Source organism: Bradyrhizobium sp. (genome assembly GCF_022844465.1).
Taxonomy (GTDB): Bacteria; Pseudomonadota; Alphaproteobacteria; order Rhizobiales; family Xanthobacteraceae; genus Bradyrhizobium.
Map to the genome: position 1 here is coordinate 343,268 of NZ_JALHLP010000003.1, position 22,372 is coordinate 365,639.

A 22,372-nucleotide genomic window follows, 5' to 3' on the forward strand; every position below is an offset into this window, starting at 1 on the left:
CGGTTGGAAGCGCTCGACCAGGCTTCCTGTTCGGATCTGGGACGTTCGCGCCCGGCGCGTTTCTCCACCGGGGCGTTCTCGTGAACTTTTGTTGACCCATCCTGATTCTGCTTGGCTTTGATTGGCGCGCTTACGAGCGCGGCTCGGCCGACACCTGACGCGAAGTCATGATGCTTTCTTGGCGGCTGGTGATGCGGCTCCAATTGTTGCCGGAGCAGTAGAAGCGGCCGAGCGCGCAGGCTTCGACGCGAAGCGTGTCCGCGCCCTTGATGGCGATGGTGCCGTAATAGGTCGCGCCACTGCCCTGGCTGTAGACGCGGCCGGTCCATTGCCGCTCCGCCTTCGGCTTCATGTTGATCAGGATCGCCTCGCCATTGTCGTTCGAGGAAGCATCGAGCACGTAGCCGCACAGCGCGGTGCCGCACGGGACGATCCGCACCATTCCCTTGCCTTCGGTCTGCCAGTCGCCGACCGGCGAGTCCGCCGACTCGACCTCAACTTCGCGCGAAACGCGCACAACTTGCGGCGCGGGCTGCGCCGCTTCGACCGGTGCTGCGACCGGCGGCGGCAACGGAATTGCGACCGGCTGAACCGGCGGCGAAGGCGGTGCTGGCGCTGGAGGCGGCGGTGCCGCGACGATCTGCGTTGTCGCCGCGGCAGGCGTGTACAGGGCCGGCGGCGGCGCGGCGGCGGTCGCAACCGGCGGACCGCTGACTGCCGGCGCGGGCGGCGACGGGGCTCGCGTCGCCGGGGCCGTCGTCCTCACCGGCTCACCCGTTGGGCGATCGACGTCCTGGCGGTCGCGGCGGCGCGGCATATTGAGGCCGGAGACCGACACCGAGGCGCAGGAAATCGCCCGGCAATGCCGCGTCGATTCGATCTGAACCCGATGACCGCCAACCAAGAATGAGACTGAGCCGCCGGCATTGGCGGACGAACTGAGCGTCATCAGCAGGGCGAGAAAACCCAATCGTTTCATCGGAGCCTCCGCAGGTTCATTCCAGGGCAGGTTAAGCCCGGGAGCAGGCTCCCCGATGTGATTTGAGTCACCTCGCCAATCCCGGCGTCGCCCCTGACGCCACCTGTGATGCACATCACAGAACGTCACGGCGTCACGGCATAGGGTCGCCTCAAGTTCATCCGCCACCGTTCACCAGCCGCTCAGGAGGCTCCCATGAAAAAGCTCTACATCCTCGCCGCGTTGTTGATGGCCACCACGTCGGCCCAGGCCGGCGGCGTCACCTTTAAGATCAACGGCGAGCGCATCCGGGTCGAATCGCCACGCAACTGCAACGCCCTTTCCTGCATCAAGATCACCGCGCCCGGATATACCGGCACGCTCGGCAATATCGACCTCAAGGGCCTGGGCTCCAAGAGCAAGGACGATGACGAGGTCGCCGACACCAGCGCGGCAAAGCCCGCTCCGGCGCAAGCGGCCACGCCCGCGCCGGCCGCGCCCGCTGCAGCGCCCGTCGCAGCCCCGGTTGCGCCTGCTCCTGCGCCGACGACCGTTGCGTCCACCGCGCCGGTGTATTCCGAAATCACCCCGCCGGCCGCCGCCGTAGCCGCCGCGCCGGTTTCGCAACCGGCCGCGGTTGCCGCAGCACCAGCCGCCGATCCGAACTCCCCGCTCGGCATCTGGGCCACCGAGGACAACAAGGGCAACGTGCGCATCGAGGAATGCGGCGCCAACATTTGCGGCTACGCCGTCAAGACCGGCGAGAAGATCCTGATCAACATGAAGCCGCAGGGCAACAAATGGACCGGCCGCATCCGCGATCCCGACAGCGGCCGCAACTACGACTCGACGATCGCGCTGAAGGGCGGCAATGCCCTCAAGGTCCAGGGTTGCGCCTTCGGCGGCATGTTCTGCGGCGGCCAAACCTGGAAACGCGTCAGCTGACCTCCAATCCTCCGAGAGTTACGGCCCCCTGAGACTTGCGGCCCCCTGAAATTTCACGGGGCCGCTTTTTTCGACTCTATAAGAACAGCGGCCGCCAAATCGAGATCAGGAATGCGGCTTCCGCAGCAGCGGCTCGCCGGCGCGGATCCGCGCGCCTTCCGCGACAGTGTCGGCGAACTCGAACCGTTCCGGCGCCAGCACGATGATGGTCGAGCCGTGCTCGAACCAGCCCAGCTCGTCGCCCTTGCGCACATCGGCCGCGCACGGGAACATCGTTGGCCCCCGGCTCTGCGCGTTGAGCGTGCGGTCGAGGAAATGCAGGCGGATGCTGGCGACCAGGATGGCGGCGACCGGCACCAGCGTCAGCGCTTCCCCTGATGCAAGGCGCATCTGCAGCACCGCGCGCTCGTTCTTGCAGAACAGCCGCTCGACCCGCTTCAGCGCGATCGGGTTGACGTTCCAGACGTCGCCATGGATGAAGGTCACCTGCTCGATGCGGCCGTCGTAGGGTGCGTGAAAGCGGTGATACATGTCGGACGTCAACCGCAGCGTCAGGAAGATGCCGTTGCGGTGCCGCGCCACCAGTTCGGGATCACCGAGCAGGTCCAACAGCGCGTAAGGCGCGCCCTTGATCTGGAACAGTTCGGTGTCCGCGATTCGGCCGAACGCGCCGATGATGCCGTCGGAGGGACTGACCACGGCGTTCGGATCGGGGTCCGCCGGCCGCAACCCCGGACGCAGTTCGCGGGTGAAGCAGTCGTGCAGGCTCTTGAACTCGCTGTTTTTGGCCTCCGACAGATCGAGGTCGGCAAACAGCCGCCAGCAGCCGATCGAGAAATCGCGCACCAGCGGGTTCTCGATCTTGCTGAACCAGCCCATGAAGCGGGTCAGCGCCGCCCGCGGGATCCGGTTGGTGAGCAGGAAATTGAGGTCTTCCTGCTGCGTGAAGCGGGCAATCAGCCCGCGGATTGTCATCAATCTGTCAGCTGGATTGGCTAGCGCTTCAGGCATGGATTCGACCCTTCCGATTCTATCGTTGTCCGCTGCCGCGGTCGCGGCCAGCGTGGCGGTATTCCCCAAATTGCAGGCAAGGCTGGCGCTGTCGCGCGCCAAGCACCGCTCGCTGGCCGGACATTCCAAAATGTCCAGGGCAGTGGCGCGGTTGCTGCCGCACTACGAGTTCGACATCGGCGACTTCTTCCGCTCCGACGGCGCGCCTGACGACGTCGCACTGCGACGCCAGGACGGATTCTTCCGGCTCGCGGGCCTCTACCAGCAGCGCTACGCCCGGGGACGGCAGATGACGGCGGAAGCGGCCGCGCGCATCTCCGACCTGCAGTTCACCGAACACTATCGGGTGCCGTTCCAGTACAGCCGGCTGGTGCGGGAACATCTCGGCACCGGCGCCTTCATGCAATCGTCCGCCGGCGTCACCGTGACCGACATCGACGGCAACACGTTCTACGACCTGACCGGCTCCTACGGCGTCAACATCTTCGGCAACGACTTCTACAAGGAGTGCATCGCCGCCGCCGAACGGCGCGCACATGCACTCGGCCCGGTGCTCGGTCCCTATCATCCCGTCATCACCGACAATGTGCGGCGGCTGTGCGAGATTTCCGGGCTCGACGAAGTCTCGTTCCACATGTCCGGCACCGAGGCGGTCATGCAGGCGGTGCGGCTGGCGCGCTACCACACCGGCCGCTCGCATCTGGTCCGCTTTGCCGGCGCCTATCACGGCTGGTGGGGCGACGTGCAGCCCGGCGTCGGCAACCCGGTGTCGCCGCACGAGACCTACACGCTGGCCGAGATGTCGGAGCGGACGCTGCATGTGCTGCGGACGCGCCGCGACATCGCCTGCGTGCTGGTCAATCCGCTGCAGGCGCTGCACCCCAACGCCAACGCACCCGGCGATTCCGCCCTGGTCGATTCCTCGCGCAAGGGCGGGTTCCACCGCGCGGCCTATACCGAGTGGCTGAAAGCGCTGCGCGAGGTCTGCACCGCGCGCGGCATCGTGCTGATCTTCGACGAGGTGTTCGTCGGCTTCCGCCTCGCCGCCGGCGGCGCGCAGGAATATTTCGGCGTTCGCGCCGACATGGTGACCTATGGCAAGAGCCTCGCCGGCGGGCTGCCGGTCGGCGTGGTCTGCGGCGGCCGCAAATGGATGCGGCGCTTCCGCGACGACCGCCCGGCCGACGTCTGCTTTGCCCGCGGCACCTTCAACTCGCATCCCTATGTGATGACGGCGATGGACGAATTCCTGAGCCGGCTTGCCAGCCCGAATTTCAACGCCGTCTACCAGGGGCTCGACGCGACCTGGAACGGTCGCGCCAGGGCACTGAACGATCGGCTGGCCGCCGGCGACCTGCCGGTGCGGGTCGCCAACCTGTCCACGATCTGGATAGTCCATTACACCGCGCCGTCCCGCTACAACTGGATGCTGCAATACTATCTGCGCGCCGAAGGGCTGGCGTTGAGCTGGGTCGGCACCGGCCGGCTGATCTTCAGCCTGAATTACAGCGAGGCCGATTTCGCCGAGGTCGCCGACCGCTTCGTCGCCGCCACCGACAAGATGAAGCGCGACGGCTGGTGGTGGCAGGACGCGTCCCAGACCAACCGGAATATCAAGCGGCAGATCCTGAAAGAGATGCTGGCCAGGCGACTTGGGCGCTGAGCGCGCGCTTCTATTGTTCGTCTCTCGCACAGTCATTCCGGGATGGTCCGAAGGACCAGACCCGGAATCTCGAGATTCCGGGTTCGATGCTTCGCATCGCCCCGGAATGACGTTGGGCAGTGCATGGATGGCCGGGACACGGCCATAACGGCAAGTAATACAAGCAATCCTCACGCGTGCCTGACGTGCTTCTCGAGGCCGGGATCGATCAACTCGCCCTTCATCAGGTACAGCGGCGCCCTGTAGTAGAGCTTGAGGTCGCTGAAGGGATCGGTGAGGATCTTGGTCATCCACACCAGGCCGGTCTCGACGTCGCGGATGAAAAACAGGTGGACGGTGCGGAACAGCAACCCGCCGATGCCGACCGCAAGCCAGACCTTGGCGACCTGGCGCATGAAATCGGCTGATGTCGTCCACGGCGAGAACAGGCCGAACAGGGTCGGATCGAGGTACAGCACCAGTGGCGACAGCGCCCAGATCGTCATCAGCACCACCTTGCGCTGCAGATTGTAGCCGACCTTGATCTCTTCCTTGTGCTCGTGGGTCGCCTGGTTCAGATGGTCGTAGCCGCGCGGCTCGAAGAAGAAGTGGCCGGCCTGGCGCGTGGTCATCGAGACCAGCCAGCCGACCAGCGCCGACACCACGGGGTCGAAGAACAGCATCGCATAGGCGAACAGGAAGCTCGCCGCGCTGACGAAGTGCAGCGACTGGTTGATGCGGCTGTGGTGATAATAGCGATGGTCGTCCCAGCGCTGGGTTCGCAGTTCCTGCATGAAATTCTTGATCATTCTCTCCCCCAAATGTATGGGCCGGGTTTACAGGGATTCGATGTCCGCCACGTGACATCATGATGTTGACATGTGACTGGCCGCAATGCTGCGCAAAGCGGCGCCTTGATCACGCATTACAAATCTTGCATTACGCCGCCGCCGCTCTTGCGGTTTTGCGAAACCGCACCAGCGAGAAATGGCCGAGCGGCGGCACCAGGCGGCGCTCCGCCAGCTCCATGCCGCGTGCGCCGGCCAGCCATTGCGCGTAGCGCGACCAGGCGAACTCGGCAGTGCGAAAGCCGAGCGGTCGAACCACCGGCTGCAGCCGTTGCTCGATGAAGCGGCGCATGCCGGCGTCGGCGCTGACCCTTGTCAGAATGATCAGCTCGCCGCCCGGCCGCAGCACGCGGGCGAATTCGTCCAGCGCCTTTTCCGGGTTCGGCACCGCGGTTACGACATACTGCGCCATCACGACGTCGAACGAATCGTCGGGGAATTCGAGCTTCTCCGCGTCCATCACCGCGAGACCTTCGACGTTTCGCAAGCCGAGCCCGTCGACGCGCTTTTTCGCCTTCTTCAGCATCGCTTCCGAAATGTCGGTGCCGAAAATGCGCAGATGCGGCGCGTATTGCGGCAGCGAGATGCCGGTGCCGACGCCAACCTCGAGCACGCGGCCGCCGATCCTGTTGGTGGCCGAGATCGCCGCCTTGCGGCCCTTGCTGAACACGCCGCCGAACACGAGGTCGTAGACCGGGGCCCAGCGGTCATAGGCCTGCTCCACCGTCTCGCGGTCGAAGTCGCGCCGCCTTGCGCCGTCAAGCTTGATGATGTCTGCCATGGTTGGTCCTACCTTGTGGTCTTGCGTGAATGATTGTCGAACGCGTGCGCTCAACCCTGCACGGCGCGTGGAGCGGGCGCGCGGCGCGCCGGCCGCAGCGACCGGCTCGGCTGCAGCGCCGTCAGATTGCCGATGAACTGCCGCGCGCTGTTTTCCCAGGAACGCTCCAGCGCGAAATCCCGGCAGGCCTCGCGCGACGCCGTCAGCGCGCGCAACGCCGCGCTGCGCAGATCATGATCGAGCGCGCCGATCGGATGACCGGCGATGACGTCCTTCGGGCCGGTGACCGGGAATGCGGCAACCGGCGTGCCGCAGGCCAGCGCCTCCAGCTGCACTACGCCGAACGTGTCGGTCAGGCTCGGAAACACGAAGACGTCGGCGGCGGCCAGATGGGCGGTCAGGTCCGCGCCCTTTTTCTCGCCAAGGAACACCGCGCCCGGATATTGCCTTGCGAGCTGCGCTTTCTGCGGCCCGTCGCCGACCACGACCTTCGATCCCGGCAGGTCGAGCGAAAGGAACGCCTCGAGATTTTTTTCCACCGCGACGCGGCCCATGGTCATGAAGATCGGCCGCGGCAGGTCGAGCGGCGCGCGATGGTGCGGGTTGAACAGTTCGGTATCGACCCCGCGGGTCCAGAAACCGAGCCGCCGGAAGCCACGCTCCGCCAGTTCCTGCCGCAGTGAATCGGTTGCCACCATGGTCATGGCGGATGCGGCGTGAAAGAGGCGCATCACCGCATAGCCGACGCTGGTCGGAATTTTGGTGCGGACCTCGACATATTCCGGGAAGCGCGTGGTGTAGGAGGTCGTGAACGCCAGTCCGCGGCGGCGGCAATAGGCGCGCACCGCCCATCCGACCGGACCTTCGGTGGCGATGTGAATGGCGTCGGGCGAAGCCTGCTCGATCCGCCGCGCGATCTCGCGCCGGTTCGGCAGCGCGATCCGCAGCCCCGGATAGGTCGGCACCGCCACCGAGCGAAAGCCGTCCGGGGTCAGGAAATCGATATCGGCGTCGAGCGCCCGGGCGCTGCGCGCCAGCGAGGTCAGGGTGCGGACGACGCCGTTAACCTGGGGATGCCACGCATCGGTCGCAATCAGTATCCGCATGTCCCGGCGCCCTGCGATTTCCATGATTCTTGCTTGCCCGACGTTGGGACATGGATATTTCAGGCGTGTGACGTCATCGATCTGTAAGGATGTTTTTTAAGCCTCTCGGCATGCATTTCCGTGTAACGTGACAGGACGATGTCAGACCTGAACAAAAACCCTGCGCCGCGCCGCCCGCGACGGAAGCGGAAAAGCTACGGGCTTCTGATCCTCGCCGCGGGCTTGCTGGCGTTCGGCGTCGCCGCCGGCACGCTTTATTATGTGTTGCGGCCGACCGTGCTGCGGATCGCGGTCGGGCCCGCCGGCAGCGACGATCACAAACTGGTCCAGCTGATGGCGCAGACCTTTGCGCGCGACGGCAGCGCCGTCCGGCTGGCGCCGGTCACGACCGAGGGAACGCCTGAAAGCATCGCGCTGTTCTCGACCGGCAAGGTCGACCTTGCGGTGGCGCGCGGCGACCTCAACCTGCCGTCCAACGCTGAATCGGTCGCGATCCTGCGCAAGAATGTCGTGGTGCTGTGGACGCCATCAGGCCCGGCGCCGAAGGGCGCGCGCAAGCAGTCTTCGCCGAAGATCAAAAGTCTCGCGGACCTCGCCGGCCACCGCGTCGGCGTGATCGGACGGACAGAGGCCAACGTCGCGCTGCTGCGTGTGATCCTGCGCGAGTCCGGCATCAACCCCGACAAGGTGACGGTCAGTCAGTTCGCCGTCGGCCAGATAGGCGACATGGCGCGCGACCCGGCGCTCGATGCCTTCATGGCGGTCGGCCCGCTCAAGAGCAAGATCACCGTGGACGCCATCGCGGCCACCGCCACCGCGCGCGGCGAACCCAAATTCCTGCCGATCGACGTCTCCGAGGCGATCGCCAAGAAGAATCCGATCTATGAAGCCGAGGAAATCCCCGCCAGCATTTTCAGCTCTTCCCCCGCGCGCCCCGAGGATAAGGTCGACACCCTCGGCGTCAACCACCTCATCATCGCCCGGAAGGCGCTGTCGGACACGGCGGTCGCCGCCTTCGCCCGCCAGCTCTTCACCAACCGCCACCAACTGGCGCGGGAGCTGCCGAGCGCCTCGGAGATCGAGAAGCCCGACACCGACAAGGACTCCGCCCTGCCGGCGCATGCGGGCGCCGCGGCCTATATCGACGGCAATGAGCGAACCTTCCTTGAGAAATACACCGATTTCATCTGGGGCGCGATCCTGGTGCTCTCGGGGCTGGGATCGGTCGGCGCCTGGCTGAAGCACTACTGGAAGCGCGACGAACGCGAGCAATACACCGAGCATCGCGACAATTTGCTCGACCTGATTTCGCGGGCGCGCCAGGCGGAAACGCCGGAGCAACTCGCCGACATGCAGGACGCCGCCGACGGCGTGCTGCGCGAGGCGCTCGACTGCTTCGACGATGGCGCGATCGAGCAAGGCGACCTTGCGGCGATCGGGCTCGCGCTCGAACAATTCCATCATGCGGTAGCCGACCGCCGCGCCGTGCTTGACGCCGGCAATGCCGAGGCGCCGCGGATCCGCGCGCTCCCGGCCTGACCTGATTGTTCTTCCTTCTGCCGTTGTGGGAGAAGGTGGCGCGGACGCAGTCCGCGACGGATGAGGGAAAGAACCCCTCTCCCGTCCCGCCGCCGCTATGCGGCGTCGATCCACCCACTCCCTCAACGAAACCTTAACGATACAAATCCCTAACGCGACGCAATCATTTTGGCGGTTTCGTGCAAACCTCCTGAAATGCCTGATCTGTAGGGTGTTCCCAACAGCGCCGGAACAGGCGCGACAGACGGGGGGACGACCATGCCCAATTCATCCGGCACGACCGCGTTCGCGGCCGCCGCCTGCGGCGCGCTGGCGATCGGCGCCATCGCCTTTTCCGCATCCGCCACCGCCGCGCCGGTGACGCTGTTTCCGTTCTTCACCTTGCCGATCGAGGCGGCCCCGCCGCAGGCTGAAGCCGAGCCGAAGGAAGCGCCGCGCGCGTTCGAGCTATCGGCGCGGTTGCGCCGCCAGGTCGTGAGCTACAGCACGAGCGAGGCGGCCGGCACCATCATCATCGACACCCCCAACACCTATCTCTATCTCGTGCTCGGCAACGGGCAGGCGATGCGCTACGGCATCGGCGTCGGCCGCGAGGGCTTCACCTGGTCGGGCACCCAGACCATCACCCGCAAGGCGGAATGGCCGGACTGGACCCCGCCGCCGGAGATGATCGCGCGCCAGCCTTACTTGCCGCGCCAGATGGCCGGCGGTCCGGGCAACCCGCTCGGCGCGCGCGCGATGTATCTCGGCGGCACCATCTATCGAATCCACGGCACCAACGCGCCGGAGACGATCGGCACCCGGGTTTCCTCGGGGTGCCTCCGCCTCACCAATGACGACGTCAAGGACCTCTATTCCCGGGTCAGCGTCGGCGCCAGGGTGATCGTGCTGCCGATGACGCATCGCCGCGCCGATCTCGGCCGCACCGCCCGCTAAATTGCCGCAAAGCTGAACGCGAGCCGCATTCGCCGGAACCGCTGCTCACGCGGAAATGATCGGCGGTAGGGCCCGGGTGGCGTCGCCCTCACCGTCCCTGTAAAAGACTAAAGGAGCGATTCAGGCGGGAGCCGGGGGGACGATGCGTCTGCCGATGCGGCTGAAGACAGCGTCGATCGCACTCGCGATCATCGTCATATCATTCGCGGTCAGCCTCACGGTCATGGACCTGGTGGCGCCGCGCGGTGACGTGCGCGCCCCCGTGCTGGTCGAACTGCCGCCGCTGCCGTCGGCGCCGCGCGTCTCCACCATTATCACGCCGGTCGTGATCACGCTGTCGGCGATCCGCGACGCCGCCGACCGCGGCGCGCCGCGCGCCTTCAGCGGCAAGGCCGACAACCCGGCGGCGCAGATCCTGCAGAACGCCGACATCGGCTGGACCGCTTCGCGCGGGCCGATCGCGGTGACCGGCGCCCAGGACGTGCTGTCGCTGGCGACGCCGCTTTCGGGAATGCTCAACGTCACCGGCGCGCTGTCGGCGCAGGCGACCGGCGCGGTCGGCAACGCGCTCGGCAGCCTGCTCGGCGGCGATGTCGCCCGGCAGATCGGCAGCGTGAACATCAAGAACGTCAACGCCAGCGCCGAGATCAAGGGCAACGTCACCATCACGGCGCGGCCGAAGATCGCCGCCGCCTGGCGGATCGAGCCCAACCTCGCGGCGCAGGTCAATCTCGGCGACACCAGCCTGGTCGCGGCCGGCGCGCGCATCAGCGTACCGGCGCAGGTCAAGCCGCTGATCGACAAGACCATCGCCGACCAGATCAACGCGGTGCAGGCGCGGATGCGCGACGACACCACGTTCGAACGCAACGCCCGGGCGCAATGGGCCCAGGCCTGCCGCTCGATCCCGCTGCAGGGCACCGGCGCCGGCTCGACGCTGCCGGCGCTGTGGCTGGAGCTGCGGCCGACGCGGGCGATCGCGGCCCAGCCGCGCGTCGACGCCTCGGCGCTGACGTTGACGCTCGGCATCGAGGCGGAGTCCCGCATCACGCCGGCCGAGACCAAGCCCTCCTGCCCGTTTCCCGCCACCATCGCCATCGTGCCGCAAACCCCCGGACGGGTCGCGATCGGCATTCCCGTCGACATGCCCTTTGGCGAGATCGACCGGATCATCGCGGCGCAGTTCGCCGGCAAGACCTTCCCGGAAGACGGCTCGGGCACCGTCGATGTCACCGTCAGGCGCGCCGGCGTCGCGGCGTCCGGCGACCGCCTGCTGATTTCGCTGCTGGTGAACGCGAAGGAGAAGAAGAGCCTGTTCGGCCTTGGCGGCGAGGCCAGTCTGTATATCTGGGGCAGGCCGGTGCTGGATCAGGCGCAGCAGATGCTGCGGCTGACCGACATCGAACTGGCGGTCGAGTCGGAGGCCGCGTTCGGGCTGCTGGGGACCGCGGCCCGCGCTGCCATCCCGCATCTGCAGCGGACACTGGCGGAGAAGGCCAGCGTCGACCTCAAGCCGTTCATCGCCAACGCGCAGAAAAAGATCGCTGCCGCGATCGCGGATGTCCAGAGGAACGAGGACGGCCTGCGCGTCTCCGCCGACATCGGCAAATTGCGACTGGCCGACATCGCCTTCGATTCCAGAACGCTGCGCGTGATCGTCGAGGCCGAGGGCGCGATCAAGGTCTATATCAACGCGCTGCCGGGATTGTGACGCGGCGACGGGGAAGGACTTGACCTGTCTCAAGCCGGGCTCAGGCCAGAGCGCTACCGATGATCGGCCTGCTCATCGAAGCGGGTGGACGGTAGCGGGATGTCGTGACGCTGAACCAGCCCCGGCAGCAAGGCGATCCAGGTCGCATGGTCTTTCAGGCCCGCGACCTGTCCAAGACCTATGTCATGGGCGAAGTCGAGGTCCATGCCCTCAGGGACGTCAATCTCGACGTCTATGAAGGGGAGTTCGTCGTGCTGCTTGGCCCGTCCGGTTCCGGCAAGTCGACGCTGCTCAATATCCTCGGCGGGCTCGACGCCCCGACCGGCGGCCAGGCGCGCTGGCGCGATCATGATCTGGTCGGCGCCGACGACGCCGAACTGACGCGCTACCGGCGCGAGCATGTCGGTTTCGTGTTCCAGTTCTACAATTTGATTCCGAGCCTGACCGTGCTCGAGAACGTGGCGCTGGTGAACGAGATTGCCGACAAGCCGCTCGACCCGCGCGAAGCGCTGACGCTGGTCGGTCTCGAACGGCGGCTCGATCATTTTCCCTCGCAGCTTTCCGGCGGCGAGCAGCAGCGCGTCGCGGTCGCTCGCGCCATCGTCAAATCGCCCGATGTCCTGTTGTGCGACGAGCCGACCGGCGCGCTCGACTACGAGACCGGCAAGGTGGTGCTGGCCGCGATCGCGCGGGTCAACCAGCAGCTCGGGACCACAACGGTGATCATCACCCACAACGTGGCGATCGCGGGCATGGCGGATCGCGTCCTTCGTCTCGGCGGCGGACGCATCGTCGGCGAGGAGCGCAATCCGCGCCGGCTTACACCGGAAGAGGTGCGCTGGTGACCCTGCTCGATCGCAAACTGCTGCGGGATATCCTGGCCATGCGCGGCCAGGTGGCGACGATCGCGCTGGTGGTCGCCGCCGGCATCGCGGTGTTCGTCGCCTCGATATCGACCTACGATTCGCTGCTCGCCGGCCGCGACCGCTTCTACGGCAGCGCGCGCTTTCCGCAGGTCTTCGTCACGCTGAAGCGGGCGCCGCTCGCGGTGGTGGCGCAGCTCCGCGAAATTCCGGGCGTTGCCGCGGTCGAGCCGCGCATCGTCCGCGATGTGATCCTCGACTGGCCCTCGGCGATGCTGCCGGTGTCGGCGCGGATGGTCTCGCTTGCGAATGGCGGGGATGAGCCGCTGGCAAGGCTGCACGTCCGCCGCGGCGCCCCGCCAGGGCCGGGCGACACCAGAACCGTTGCCGTCAACGAGGCGTTCGCCGATCAGAACGCGGTGCGGCTGGGCGCCGAGGTGCCGGTGGTGCTGAACGGTCGCGTGCAGAATTTTCGTGTCGCCGCCGTCGCGCTGTCGCCTGAGTATGTTTATGCGGTCAAACCGGGGGTGCCGATCCCGGACGACCGTTTCTACGCCGTGCTCTGGGTCGACCGCAGCGCGGCGGAGGCGGCCTTCGACATGAAGGGCGCATTCAACGACGCCATCGTGTCGCTGATCCCGGGCACCGATTCCAGGCAGGTGATCGATGAGCTCGACCGCCTGCTTGAGCCCTACGGTTCGGTCGGCGCCATCGCCCGGCGCGATCAGCCGTCCAACCGTTTCCTCGACGACGAGCTCAACCAGCAGAAGGTGATGTCGATCACCATCCCGATCATCTTTTTCGGCGTCGCGGCGTTTCTGCTCAATGTGGTGCTGGGAAGGCTGGTGACCGCGCAGCGCGAGCAGATCGCGGCCTTGAAGGCGCTCGGCTTTCCGACGACGCCGCTGGTGCTGCATTATCTCAAGCTGGTCGCGGTCGTGGTTCTGTTCGGATCGATGCTGGGCCTGGCCGGCGGGCTCTTGTTCGGCGAGGCGATGGTGGCGAGCTATCAGGGCTTCTTTCGCCTGCCGGCGTTGGCGTTCGAATTCACGCCCTGGTCGCTGCTGGCCGGTTTCCTGATCAGCCTGGCGGCGGCCACGCTCGGCGTGATGTCGGCGCTGCGAAGCGTCGTCGCGCTGGCCCCGGCCGTGGCGATGCGGCCGGCCGCGCCGCGGCGATTTCACCGATCGTGGATCGAGGGTTTGCTGTCGGCGAAAGCGCTGACGCCGCGGCGCGTGCTGGCGATCCGCAATTTCGCCGGCCGTCCGCTGCGCAGCCTGTTCACCGTCCTCGGCATCGCGCTCGCCGTGCCGATGGTGGTGCTCGGGCTGTTCTGGCGGGACGCGATCGACCAGATGATCGAGGTCCAGTTCAATCTGGTCGAACGCGGCAACGCCATGGTCACCTTCCCCCACCCGCTCAATCGCGACATTATCGGCGACCTCGCCCGCGAGCCCGGCGTGCTCGTCGCCGAAGGCTTGCGGTTTGTCCCGGTTCGCCTCCGCGCCGGGCATCGCAGCTATCTGACGTCGGTGATCGGCCTGCCGATCAACGCCAGCCTGCGGCGGCCGCATGATGCGGCGCTGCGTCCGATCGACGTGCCGCCGGATGGCATCACGCTGACGCGCCGGCTGGCCGAGCGGATCGGGGTCGGGTCCGGCGAGACCGTCACCATCGAGGTGATGGAGGGCCACCGCCGCAAGATCGACCTGCCGGTCAGCGCCATCGTCGATGAGACGGTCGGGATGTCGTCCTACATGGAGATCGACACGCTCAACCGCCTGACCGGTGAAGGCGCGGTGGTATCGGCCGCAGCGCTGTTCGTCGATCCGTCGGCGCTGGCGGCGTTGGCTTTGCGTTTCAAACAACTGCCCGTCATCGAGTCGGTTGCGGTGAAGAGCTACACGCTGAGTTCGTTCCTGGAAAAGATTGCGGGCCTCGTTCTCGTCAGCGCCGGCATCCTCACCGGCTTTGCGGTGATCGTCGCGGTCGGCGTGGTCTATAACAGCGCCCGCATCGCGCTGCAGGAGCGCGCCTGGGAACTCGCCAGTCTGCGCGTGCTCGGCTTCACCCGCGCCGAGGTCGCGCAGATCCTGTTCAGCCAATTCGCGGCCGAGATCGTGCTGGCGATCCCGATCGGGCTTTGGCTCTCCCAGGGCATCGTCGCGCTGATTGCGCGGTTTCATTCCAACGAGAGCTTCCAGATTCCGGGCGTGGTCGGGTCACGAACCTATGTCGTGGCTGTCGCCATCGTCATGGCCACCGCCGCGGCCAGCGCCTACATCGTGCGCCGCCGAGTCGATCATCTCGATCTGGTCGCGGTGCTGAAAACGAGGGATTGAGATGCGTATCACGGCGGGTCGTGTGGGGATGACGCTCGGCGTACTGGCTGTGGCCGCGGGCATCGCCTGGTTGGTGATGCCGAAGCCGATCCCGGTCGAGACGGTGGCCGTCACCAAGGGGCGCTTCATCGCCAGCGTCGACGAGGACGGCAAGACCCGCATACGCCAGCATTATGTGGTGGCGGCGCCGCTCGCCGGACGCCTGACGCGCGTCAGGTTGAAGGCGGGCGACCCGGTCGCGGCCGACGAGGTCGTAGCGGCGATCCTGCCGCCGCCGGCGCCCCTGCTCGACCCGCGGAGCCGTCGCGAGGCCGAGGAGCGGCTGGGCACCGCCGATGCTGCGCTGGAGCGCGTAAAGGCGGTGGTCGAGCGCGCGCGGGCCCAGGCCGAACATGCCAAGGCCGAGTCCGACCGCACCCGCACCCTGGCTGCGAGCGGCGCGTCCACCGTGCAGGCGCTGGAACGCGCCGAACTCGCATTGCGGGTCGCCGACCGCGACCTGCGGGCCGCAGAATTCCAGAATCACGCCGCCGAACACGAACGCGCCCAGGCCATGGCGCTACTCGGCCGTTACAAGGACGGCATGGATGCGCCCGCCGAACCCTGGAGCGTCACCGCGCCGGTGTCGGGTGTGGTGTTGCGGGTCGTGCAGGAGAGCGAGACGGTGGTGCAGTCCGGCGTGCCGCTGATGGAAGTCGGCGACCCGCGCGACCTCGAGATCGTGACCGACGTTCTCAGCACCGATGCAGTTGAAATGCGTCCTGGCGCCGAGGTGGTGATCGAGCATTGGGGCGGAGCGGGCGTTCTCGCCGGACGGGTGCGCCGGATCGAGCCCGCGGCATTCACCAAGGTGTCGACGCTTGGCGTGGAGGAGCAGCGGGTCAACGTGCTGATCGACGTGTTGTCGCCGCCGCAGCAATGGAGCGGCCTCGGCGACGGGTATCAGGTCGACACCAGGATCACCGTGTTCACCCAGGACGACATCAAGATCATCCCGGCAGGCGCCCTGTTCCGTCGCGGTGACGGCTGGAGCGTCTATGTCGCCGTCGATGGCCGCGCCCAGCCGCGAACCATCGAGCTGGTGCGCCGCTCGCGCGGCTCTGCCGCGATCCGCAGCGGACTAGCCCAAGGCGAACGCGTGATCGTCTATCCTAGCGACCAGATCAGCCCCGGCGTCCGGGTCAGCTGGAAATGACGGGCGGAAACCCTCGTCCCGCAAGCGGGACGAGGCCGGGTGAGCGGGCTCGCCCCGTTTGACGTCTCGTCAGCCCTCGAACTTGAACGAGACTTTCAGTTTGGCGCGGTAGGCTTCGACCTTGCCCTTGGAGTCCAGCTGCAGGTCGAGCTGGACGACCTCGGCGACGCGCAGGTCGCGCAAGGATTTTCCGGCCCGGTTGACCGCTGCGGTGGCGGCCTTTTCCCAGGATTCCTTGCTGGTGCCGATCAGCTCGATGACCTTGTAGACGCTCTCCGCCATGTCGTCCTCCCGTTGCTGTCAGGCAGGACGTTGGTCGCCTGCCGTGACACAGCGTAACATCGGGAGCGACGCCGTGAACAGGCTGCGGCGCGCGCCGGCGGCTCAGGCCGCGAGCGCGTCGGGATCGGCATCCTCGTGGATCGCGACCGCCTCGAAGCGGTAGTTGCAGGCGCGGCAGAACCAGAGGAACGACGTGCGGCCGGGACTGCTTTCCACCCAGTCGGGCCTCGCAATCGGCTTGCCGCATTGGGCGCAGGGATTTTCACGGGGCAAGTAGCCGGAGTCGAGTCGAGCCGAATCGGATCGGATCATGGCGCATTTCCCTTCCCTGTTATCCGTCTGAATGCGACAGGTTTGCTGTCAAAATCCAGCGTCCTGTCTTAAAAAAAATCTAGCACGTTAATCACATCATTTGAATGACAATCACCACCCGGCGCCCGCGGACATTTGGTCGCGATCCGGTCGGGTTTCCGCCACATCGCCGCCCGATGTTCGCAATAATCCGGCGTCGCAAATCGAGCGGCTTACCCGTTCGATCGAGAAGTTGATGATGAAAAGCTTGAAGAATCCAGCGTGGCTCGCCACGGTTGCCGTGCTGTTGCTGTCACCTGTGGCCCACGCGCAAGGCCGCGCACAAGATCAAGGCCGCGCGGCCTATGAAGCCATGGTCGCGACCCACGCCCGCGCCCACAACGTGCCGGAAGCGCTGGTGCACCGGGTGATCGTCCGCGAGAGCCGGTATCGCCCCGAGGTGATCGGGCGCGGCGGCACCATCGGGCTGATGCAGATCAAGCTCGCCACCGCGCGCGGCCTCGGCTACAGCGGCGACGCCGCCGGCCTGCGCGATCCCGACACCAACCTCGCCTATGGCGTCAAATACCTCGCCGGTGCCTATCGCGCCGCCAATGGCGACCACGGCCGCGCCGTGCAGTATTACGCCAGCGGCTATTACTACGCCGCCAAGCGCCAGCGCCTCGCGCAACCCGTTGTCGCGCAACCCGTGCTCGCCAGCGCGCCGCCCGACGCGGCGGCAACGAGGCCAACCCGGCGCGCCAGAAAAGCCGCCGCCGAAGCCAAGGCGCAGGTTCCGTGGCCGCTGTCGCTGCTTCCCGCCAGCGCAAAGGACGCGAAGCCGCGTTGACACCGGGGCTTATCGGCCTACATTAGTCTTGTTCCGAGGGGAGCTCCGATGAGGAGCTGAGATACCGCAACCTCTGGGTCTGCCTGCTGCAAGGGCTTACCCAGGACCGCGGTGACCCTTTGAACCTGATCCGGGTCATGCCGGCGAAGGGACAGGGATGTACCAGCGTTCAAGCCCACGGGGGGATTCCCCCGTCTCCATTATCGGCGCCGGCATTGCCGGCGCATGGCAGGCGTTGCTGTTCGCGCAGGCCGGCCACGCCGTCACGCTGTACGAGCGCGGCGACGCCGACATGACGCTTTCCACCAGCCACTGGGCCGGCGGCATGCTGGCGCCGTGGTGCGAGGCCGAGACCTCCGAGCCCGTGATCGTCAGGCTCGGCATCCGCGCACTCGACCTCTGGCGCGCGCATTTTCCGCAAACCGAATTCAACGGCTCGCTGGTGGTGGCGCATCCGCGCGACCGCGCCGATTTCGAACGCTTCGCCAAGCTCACCACCGGCCATGCCAGGCTCGACGCGCAAGCTCTGGGCGAACTCGAACCGGCGCTGCAGGGCCGCTTCCGCGACGCGCTGTTCTATGCCGGCGAGGGCCATGTCGAGCCGCGGCGCGTGCTCGCCGAACTGCACGCCCGCATCGCGGCCGCCGGCGGCGCCGTCAAATTCGACGGCGCGGCCAAGGCGGAGGATCTCGACGGCATCGTGATCGACTGCCGCGGCCTCGCCGCACGCGACACCCAGAAGGAGCTGCGCGGCGTCAAGGGCGAGATGATCGTGATTGAAACGTCAGAGGTCGAGCTGGCGCGCCCGGTGCGGCTGATCCATCCGCGCTGGCCGCTCTACGTGATCCCGCGCGGCGATGGCAAATTCATGCTGGGCGCCACCTCGATCGAGGCCGAGGACACCGGCGTCAGCGTGCGCTCGGCGCTGGAACTGCTGGGCGCAGCCTACGCCGTGCATCCGGCCTTTGCCGAGGCGCGCATCGTCGAGTTCGGCGCCGGGCTGCGCCCGGCCTACCCGGATCATCTGCCGCGGATCGCGATCGCCAAGGACAGGATCGCCGTCAACGGCCTCTATCGCCACGGCTTCCTGCTGGCGCCGGCGCTGGCCGAACTGACGCTCGGCTATGTCAAGCGCGGCGCCATCGACAATGAGGTGATGCGATGCGCGTGACCGTCAACGGCGAGCCGCGCGAGGTCGCCGCTTCCCGCCTCGACGCGCTGCTTCGGGAACTCGACTACGAAGGCACCCATTTTGCGATCGCGGTGAACTACAACGTGCTGCCGAAAAGCCGCTGGGCCGAGACCACGCTCAAGCACGGCGACGAGATCGAGATCATCACCGCGCGGCAGGGAGGGTGATGGAGATGACCACTCCTGATCGGCTTGCTCGTCATTCCGGGGCGCGCGTCAGCGCGAACCCGGAATCCCGCGGATACGGGTTCGAACTTCATTTCGAGATTCCGGATCGGTCCGCGTTGCGGACCGTCCGGAATGACGGAGAATCCAGATGCTGAATTTCTACGGCAAGACCTTCGCCTCGCGCCTCTTGATCGGCAGCGCGCTGTATCCCTCGCCCGCGATCATGCAAGGCGCGATCCGGGCCTCGGGCGCCGGCATCGTCACGGTGTCGGTGCGGCGCGAGGCGGCCGGCGGCAAGGCGGGCGACGCGTTCTGGTCGCTGATCCGCGAGCTCGACGTCACGGTGCTGCCCAACACCGCCGGCTGCCGCAGCGTGCGCGACGCCGTGACAACAGCGAAACTCGCGCGCGAATTGTTCGGCACCCCCTGGGTCAAGCTGGAAGTGATCGCCGACAACGACACGCTGCAGCCCGACGTGGTCGGGCTGGTCGAGGCCGCCGCTATCCTGACCAGGGACGGTTTTGAGGTATTCCCCTATTGCACCGAGGATCTGTCGGTGGCGATGCGGCTGGTCGACGCCGGCTGCAAGGTGGTGATGCCATGGGCCGCGCCGATCGGCAGCGCCCGAGGGATCACCAACCGCGACGCGCTGAAACTCTTGCGCGAGCGCCTGCCCGACGTGACGTTGGTGGTCGACGCCGGCCTCGGCGCGCCCTCGCATGCCGCGCAGGCGCTCGAACTCGGCTACGACGCGGTGTTGCTCAACACCGCGATCGCCAAGGCCGCCGACCCCGTGGCGATGGCGACCGCGTTTCGGCTCGGCGTCGAAGCCGGCCGCGCCGCTTATGAAGCCGGGCTGATGGAAGCCCGCGACTTCGCCTCCCCCTCAACCCCTGTGATCGGGACCCCGTTCTGGCATGCCGTATCCTGATCGATTCTATCCCGTCGTTGACAGCGTCGCCTGGGTGGCGCGGCTGGCGCGGCTCGGCGTCGGCACCATCCAGTTGCGCGCCAAGGAGCTTGGCGATTCCGCGGCGCTGCAGATCGTGACCGACGCGATCGAGGCCATCAAGGGCACCGGCGCCAGGCTGGTCGTCAACGACTACTGGCGCGCGGCCATCGTCGCCGGCGCCAAGCATCTGCATCTCGGCCAGGAGGACCTGGTTGACGCGGATCTTGCCGAAATCCGCAAGGCCGGCCTGACCCTCGGCATCTCCACCCATGACGACGCCGAACTCGACACCGCGCTGCGCGCCAGGCCTGATTACATTGCCCTCGGCCCGATCTTCCCGACCACCCTGAAATCGATGCGCTTCGCGCCGCAGGGCATCCCGAAAATCACCGAATGGAAGCGACGCATCGGCAACATCCCGCTGGTCGCGATCGGCGGCATCAAGTTCGAACATTCAGCCGAGATCTACGCCGCCGGCGCCGACTCCATCGCCGTCGTCAGCGACGTCACCCAGCACGCCGACCCCGACGCCAGGGTGCGGCAATGGCTCGGCCAGGAATCGAAGGCAGCATGATGCATGATCGCTCGCGGAAGCACCCCCACCCCAGCCCTCCCCCGCAAGCGGGAGAGGGGGCGCAGCGAGCGCCTGGTTATCCCCTCGACCCAAACGACAAAGAGAGCGCAGCGAGCACTTGTTTCCCTCTCCCGCTTGCGGGGGAGGGTGGCGCGCGCGTCAGCGCGCGACGGGTGGGGGCTCGCGCCACAAAATCGAGGTTCCGGATCGGACCGCTGCGCGGCCCGTCCGGAACGACAACAACAACATAACGGAGGATACGCCATGAACATCCGCTCCAATCCCGACCGCACGCTTCCCGCCGTCACCACCGGCCCCCTGCCCTCGTCGCGCAAGATCTTCTCCATCCCCGACGCCGCGCCGGACCTGCGCGTGCCCCTGCGCGAGATCGTGCTCTCGGAAGGCGCCGGCGAGCCGAACCTGCCGGTCTACGACACCTCCGGCCCCTACACCGATCCGACCGTGGTGATCGACGTCAACGCCGGTCTTTCGCGTAACCGTCTGGCCTGGGTCAGGGAACGCGGCGGCGTCGAGGAATACCAGGGGCGCGAGGTCAAGCCGGAAGACAACGGCAATGTCGGCGCCTCGCACGCCGCCAAGGCCTTCACCGCGCATCACAAGCCGCTGCGCGGGCTCGACGGCCACATGATCACCCAGCTTGAGTTCGCCCGCGCCGGCGTCATCACCAAGGAGATGATCTACGTCGCCGAGCGCGAGAACCTCGGCCGCAAGCAACAACTCGATCGCGCCGAAGCTGCACTGGCCGACGGCGAGAGCTTTGGCGCGGAAGTCCCCGCCTTCGTCACCCCGGAGTTCGTCCGCTCCGAGATCGCGCGGGGTCGCGCCATCATCCCCTGCAACATCAACCACGCCGAACTCGAGCCGATGATCATCGGCCGCAATTTCCTCACCAAGATCAACGCCAATATCGGCAACTCCGCGGTCACTTCTTCTGTGGAGGAAGAAGTCGACAAGATGGTGTGGGCGATCCGCTGGGGCGCCGACACCGTGATGGACCTCTCCACGGGGCGCAACATCCACACCACCCGCGAATGGATTTTGCGCAACGCGCCGATCCCGATCGGCACCGTTCCGATTTATCAGGCGCTGGAGAAGTGCGAGGGCGATCCCGTCAAGCTGACCTGGGAGCTCTACAAGGACACGCTGATCGAGCAGTGCGAACAGGGCGTCGACTACTTCACCATCCACGCCGGCGTGCGCCTGCCCTACATCCACCTCACCGCCAACCGCGTCACCGGCATCGTCAGCCGCGGCGGCTCGATCATGGCGAAGTGGTGCCTGGCGCACCACAAGGAGAGCTTCCTCTATACGCATTTCGAGGAAATCTGCGACCTCATGCGCAAGTATGACGTCTCGTTCTCGCTCGGCGACGGCCTGCGTCCGGGCTCGATCGCCGACGCCAACGACCGCGCGCAGTTCGCCGAACTGGAGACGCTCGGCGAATTGACCAAGATCGCCTGGGCGAAAGGCTGCCAGGTCATGATCGAAGGCCCCGGCCACGTGCCGATGCACAAGATCAAGATCAACATGGACAAGCAGCTCAAGGAATGCGGCGAAGCCCCGTTCTACACGCTGGGCCCGCTGACCACGGACATCGCGCCGGGCTATGACCACATCACCTCAGGCATTGGCGCGGCCATGATCGGCTGGTTCGGCTGCGCCATGCTCTGCTACGTGACGCCGAAGGAGCATCTCGGCCTCCCCGACCGCAACGACGTCAAGACCGGCGTCATCACCTACAAGATCGCCGCCCACGCCTCTGACCTCGCCAAGGGCCACCCCGCCGCGCAACTGCGCGACGACGCGCTCTCGCGCGCCCGCTTCGACTTCCGCTGGACCGACCAGTTCAACCTCGGCCTCGATCCCGACACCGCCAAGAGCTTCCACGACGAAACCCTCCCGAAGGAAGCCCACAAGGTCGCGCATTTCTGCTCGATGTGCGGCCCAAAGTTCTGCTCGATGAAGATCACCCAGGACGTGCGGGATTACGCGGCGACGCTGAACGATCCGGCGGGGGTTGGGATGTCGATATCAGGGACGATCGAGGATGGCATGGCGCAGATGAGCGCCAAGTTCAAGGAGATGGGCTCAAGCGTGTATCTGGATGCGGAGAAGGTGAAGGAGAGTAATCGGGTGTTGTAACACTTGTAGCGATAGCCTGAGCTG

At 66.6% G+C, this 22,372-nt stretch carries 21 protein-coding genes and 1 riboswitch; of the genes, 14 read left to right on the forward strand and 7 right to left on the reverse strand.

The genetic code is table 11. The features are described 5' to 3' along the window. Positions 1–130: 130 nt before the first annotated feature. Positions 131–979: a DUF2147 domain-containing protein gene (locus Q0D31_RS09715; RefSeq protein WP_291849046.1), complete on the reverse strand. Its 849-nt coding sequence runs from the start codon at positions 977–979 to the stop codon at positions 131–133. A gap of 195 nt (positions 980–1,174) precedes the next feature. Between Q0D31_RS09715 and Q0D31_RS09720 the strand changes: the two genes are divergently transcribed. Next, the gene (locus Q0D31_RS09720) at positions 1,175–1,903 is read left to right on the forward strand and encodes a DUF2147 domain-containing protein (protein ID WP_291849049.1); all 729 of its coding nucleotides are present in this window, start codon (positions 1,175–1,177) and stop codon (positions 1,901–1,903) included. Positions 1,904–2,008: 105 nt separating this feature from the next. On the opposite strand, the gene asd is transcribed toward Q0D31_RS09720, so the two are convergent. After that, a complete protein-coding gene (gene asd, locus Q0D31_RS09725; protein ID WP_291849052.1) occupies positions 2,009–2,878 on the reverse strand; it encodes an archaetidylserine decarboxylase in 870 nt (289 codons plus the stop codon). Between the two features lie 34 nt (positions 2,879–2,912). Between asd and Q0D31_RS09730 the strand changes: the two genes are divergently transcribed. Beyond that, complete coding sequence (locus Q0D31_RS09730; protein ID WP_291849056.1) at positions 2,913–4,577, forward strand: aminotransferase class III-fold pyridoxal phosphate-dependent enzyme; 1,665 nt, start codon at positions 2,913–2,915, stop codon at positions 4,575–4,577. A 170-nt stretch (positions 4,578–4,747) separates the two neighbouring features. Here Q0D31_RS09730 and Q0D31_RS09735 read toward each other — a convergent pair whose 3' ends face one another. The 3 genes from Q0D31_RS09735 to Q0D31_RS09745 all read right to left on the reverse strand — a co-directional run bounded on the left by Q0D31_RS09735 (position 4,748) and on the right by Q0D31_RS09745 (position 7,291). Continuing rightward, entirely contained in the window at positions 4,748–5,365 is a 618-nt protein-coding gene (locus tag Q0D31_RS09735) for a hypothetical protein (RefSeq protein ID WP_291849058.1), read from the reverse strand. A gap of 130 nt (positions 5,366–5,495) precedes the next feature. Beyond that, positions 5,496–6,185, reverse strand: a complete 690-nt coding sequence (locus Q0D31_RS09740; protein WP_291849062.1) for a methyltransferase domain-containing protein — start codon at positions 6,183–6,185, stop codon at positions 5,496–5,498. A gap of 50 nt (positions 6,186–6,235) precedes the next feature. Further along, positions 6,236–7,291 (reverse strand): glycosyltransferase family 1 protein, encoded by a 1,056-nt coding sequence (locus Q0D31_RS09745; RefSeq protein ID WP_291849065.1) that lies wholly within the window; start codon positions 7,289–7,291, stop codon positions 6,236–6,238. 138 nt (positions 7,292–7,429) lie between these two features. Here Q0D31_RS09745 and Q0D31_RS09750 point away from each other — a divergent pair, with 138 nt between their 5' ends. From Q0D31_RS09750 to Q0D31_RS09775, 6 genes are all read left to right on the forward strand, one after another. Further along, positions 7,430–8,830, forward strand: a complete 1,401-nt coding sequence (locus Q0D31_RS09750) for a TAXI family TRAP transporter solute-binding subunit (protein WP_291849069.1) — start codon at positions 7,430–7,432, stop codon at positions 8,828–8,830. A gap of 258 nt (positions 8,831–9,088) precedes the next feature. After that, positions 9,089–9,766, forward strand: coding sequence for a L,D-transpeptidase (locus tag Q0D31_RS09755; protein ID WP_291849071.1), 678 nt, complete (start codon positions 9,089–9,091; stop codon positions 9,764–9,766). Between the two features lie 142 nt (positions 9,767–9,908). Next, on the forward strand, positions 9,909–11,477 hold the full coding sequence (locus Q0D31_RS09760) for a DUF4403 family protein (protein WP_291849074.1): 1,569 nt from the start codon (positions 9,909–9,911) through the stop codon (positions 11,475–11,477). 146 nt (positions 11,478–11,623) lie between these two features. Further along, complete coding sequence (locus tag Q0D31_RS09765) at positions 11,624–12,322, forward strand: ABC transporter ATP-binding protein (RefSeq protein ID WP_291849077.1); 699 nt, start codon at positions 11,624–11,626, stop codon at positions 12,320–12,322. Then, on the forward strand, positions 12,319–14,682 hold the full coding sequence (locus Q0D31_RS09770) for an ABC transporter permease (RefSeq protein WP_291849081.1): 2,364 nt from the start codon (positions 12,319–12,321) through the stop codon (positions 14,680–14,682). Before Q0D31_RS09765 ends, Q0D31_RS09770 begins: the two co-directional genes overlap by 4 nt. Position 14,683: 1 nt before the next feature. After that, positions 14,684–15,877: an HlyD family efflux transporter periplasmic adaptor subunit gene (locus Q0D31_RS09775; RefSeq protein ID WP_291849084.1), complete on the forward strand. Its 1,194-nt coding sequence runs from the start codon at positions 14,684–14,686 to the stop codon at positions 15,875–15,877. 69 nt (positions 15,878–15,946) lie between these two features. Here Q0D31_RS09775 and Q0D31_RS09780 read toward each other — a convergent pair whose 3' ends face one another. Beyond that, a complete protein-coding gene (locus Q0D31_RS09780; protein ID WP_291849087.1) occupies positions 15,947–16,159 on the reverse strand; it encodes a dodecin family protein in 213 nt (70 codons plus the stop codon). Between the two features lie 102 nt (positions 16,160–16,261). Further along, the gene (locus Q0D31_RS09785; RefSeq protein ID WP_291849090.1) at positions 16,262–16,471 is read right to left on the reverse strand and encodes a hypothetical protein; all 210 of its coding nucleotides are present in this window, start codon (positions 16,469–16,471) and stop codon (positions 16,262–16,264) included. Between the two features lie 238 nt (positions 16,472–16,709). Between Q0D31_RS09785 and Q0D31_RS09790 the strand changes: the two genes are divergently transcribed. The 6 genes from Q0D31_RS09790 (at position 16,710) to thiC (ending at position 22,348) form a co-directional block, all read left to right on the forward strand. Beyond that, positions 16,710–17,300 carry a transglycosylase SLT domain-containing protein gene (locus tag Q0D31_RS09790; protein WP_291849206.1) on the forward strand — a complete coding sequence of 197 codons (591 nt, stop codon included), beginning with the start codon at positions 16,710–16,712 and terminating at the stop codon, positions 17,298–17,300. A 26-nt stretch (positions 17,301–17,326) separates the two neighbouring features. Continuing rightward, positions 17,327–17,470, forward strand: a riboswitch (TPP riboswitch). Then, a complete protein-coding gene (locus tag Q0D31_RS09795) occupies positions 17,458–18,471 on the forward strand; it encodes an FAD-dependent oxidoreductase (RefSeq protein ID WP_291849093.1) in 1,014 nt (337 codons plus the stop codon). Its footprint overlaps the riboswitch before it by 13 nt. After that, positions 18,462–18,659: a sulfur carrier protein ThiS gene (thiS, locus tag Q0D31_RS09800; RefSeq protein WP_291849096.1), complete on the forward strand. Its 198-nt coding sequence runs from the start codon at positions 18,462–18,464 to the stop codon at positions 18,657–18,659. Before Q0D31_RS09795 ends, thiS begins: the two co-directional genes overlap by 10 nt. Before the next feature lie 148 nt (positions 18,660–18,807). Beyond that, the gene (locus tag Q0D31_RS09805) at positions 18,808–19,590 is read left to right on the forward strand and encodes a thiazole synthase (RefSeq protein ID WP_291849099.1); all 783 of its coding nucleotides are present in this window, start codon (positions 18,808–18,810) and stop codon (positions 19,588–19,590) included. Further along, the gene (locus tag Q0D31_RS09810) at positions 19,577–20,185 is read left to right on the forward strand and encodes a thiamine phosphate synthase (RefSeq protein WP_291849102.1); all 609 of its coding nucleotides are present in this window, start codon (positions 19,577–19,579) and stop codon (positions 20,183–20,185) included. The genes Q0D31_RS09805 and Q0D31_RS09810 overlap by 14 nt, the downstream gene beginning before the upstream one ends. 264 nt (positions 20,186–20,449) lie before the next feature. Beyond that, a complete protein-coding gene (thiC, locus tag Q0D31_RS09815; RefSeq protein WP_291849105.1) occupies positions 20,450–22,348 on the forward strand; it encodes a phosphomethylpyrimidine synthase ThiC in 1,899 nt (632 codons plus the stop codon). Positions 22,349–22,372: the final 24 nt, after the last annotated feature.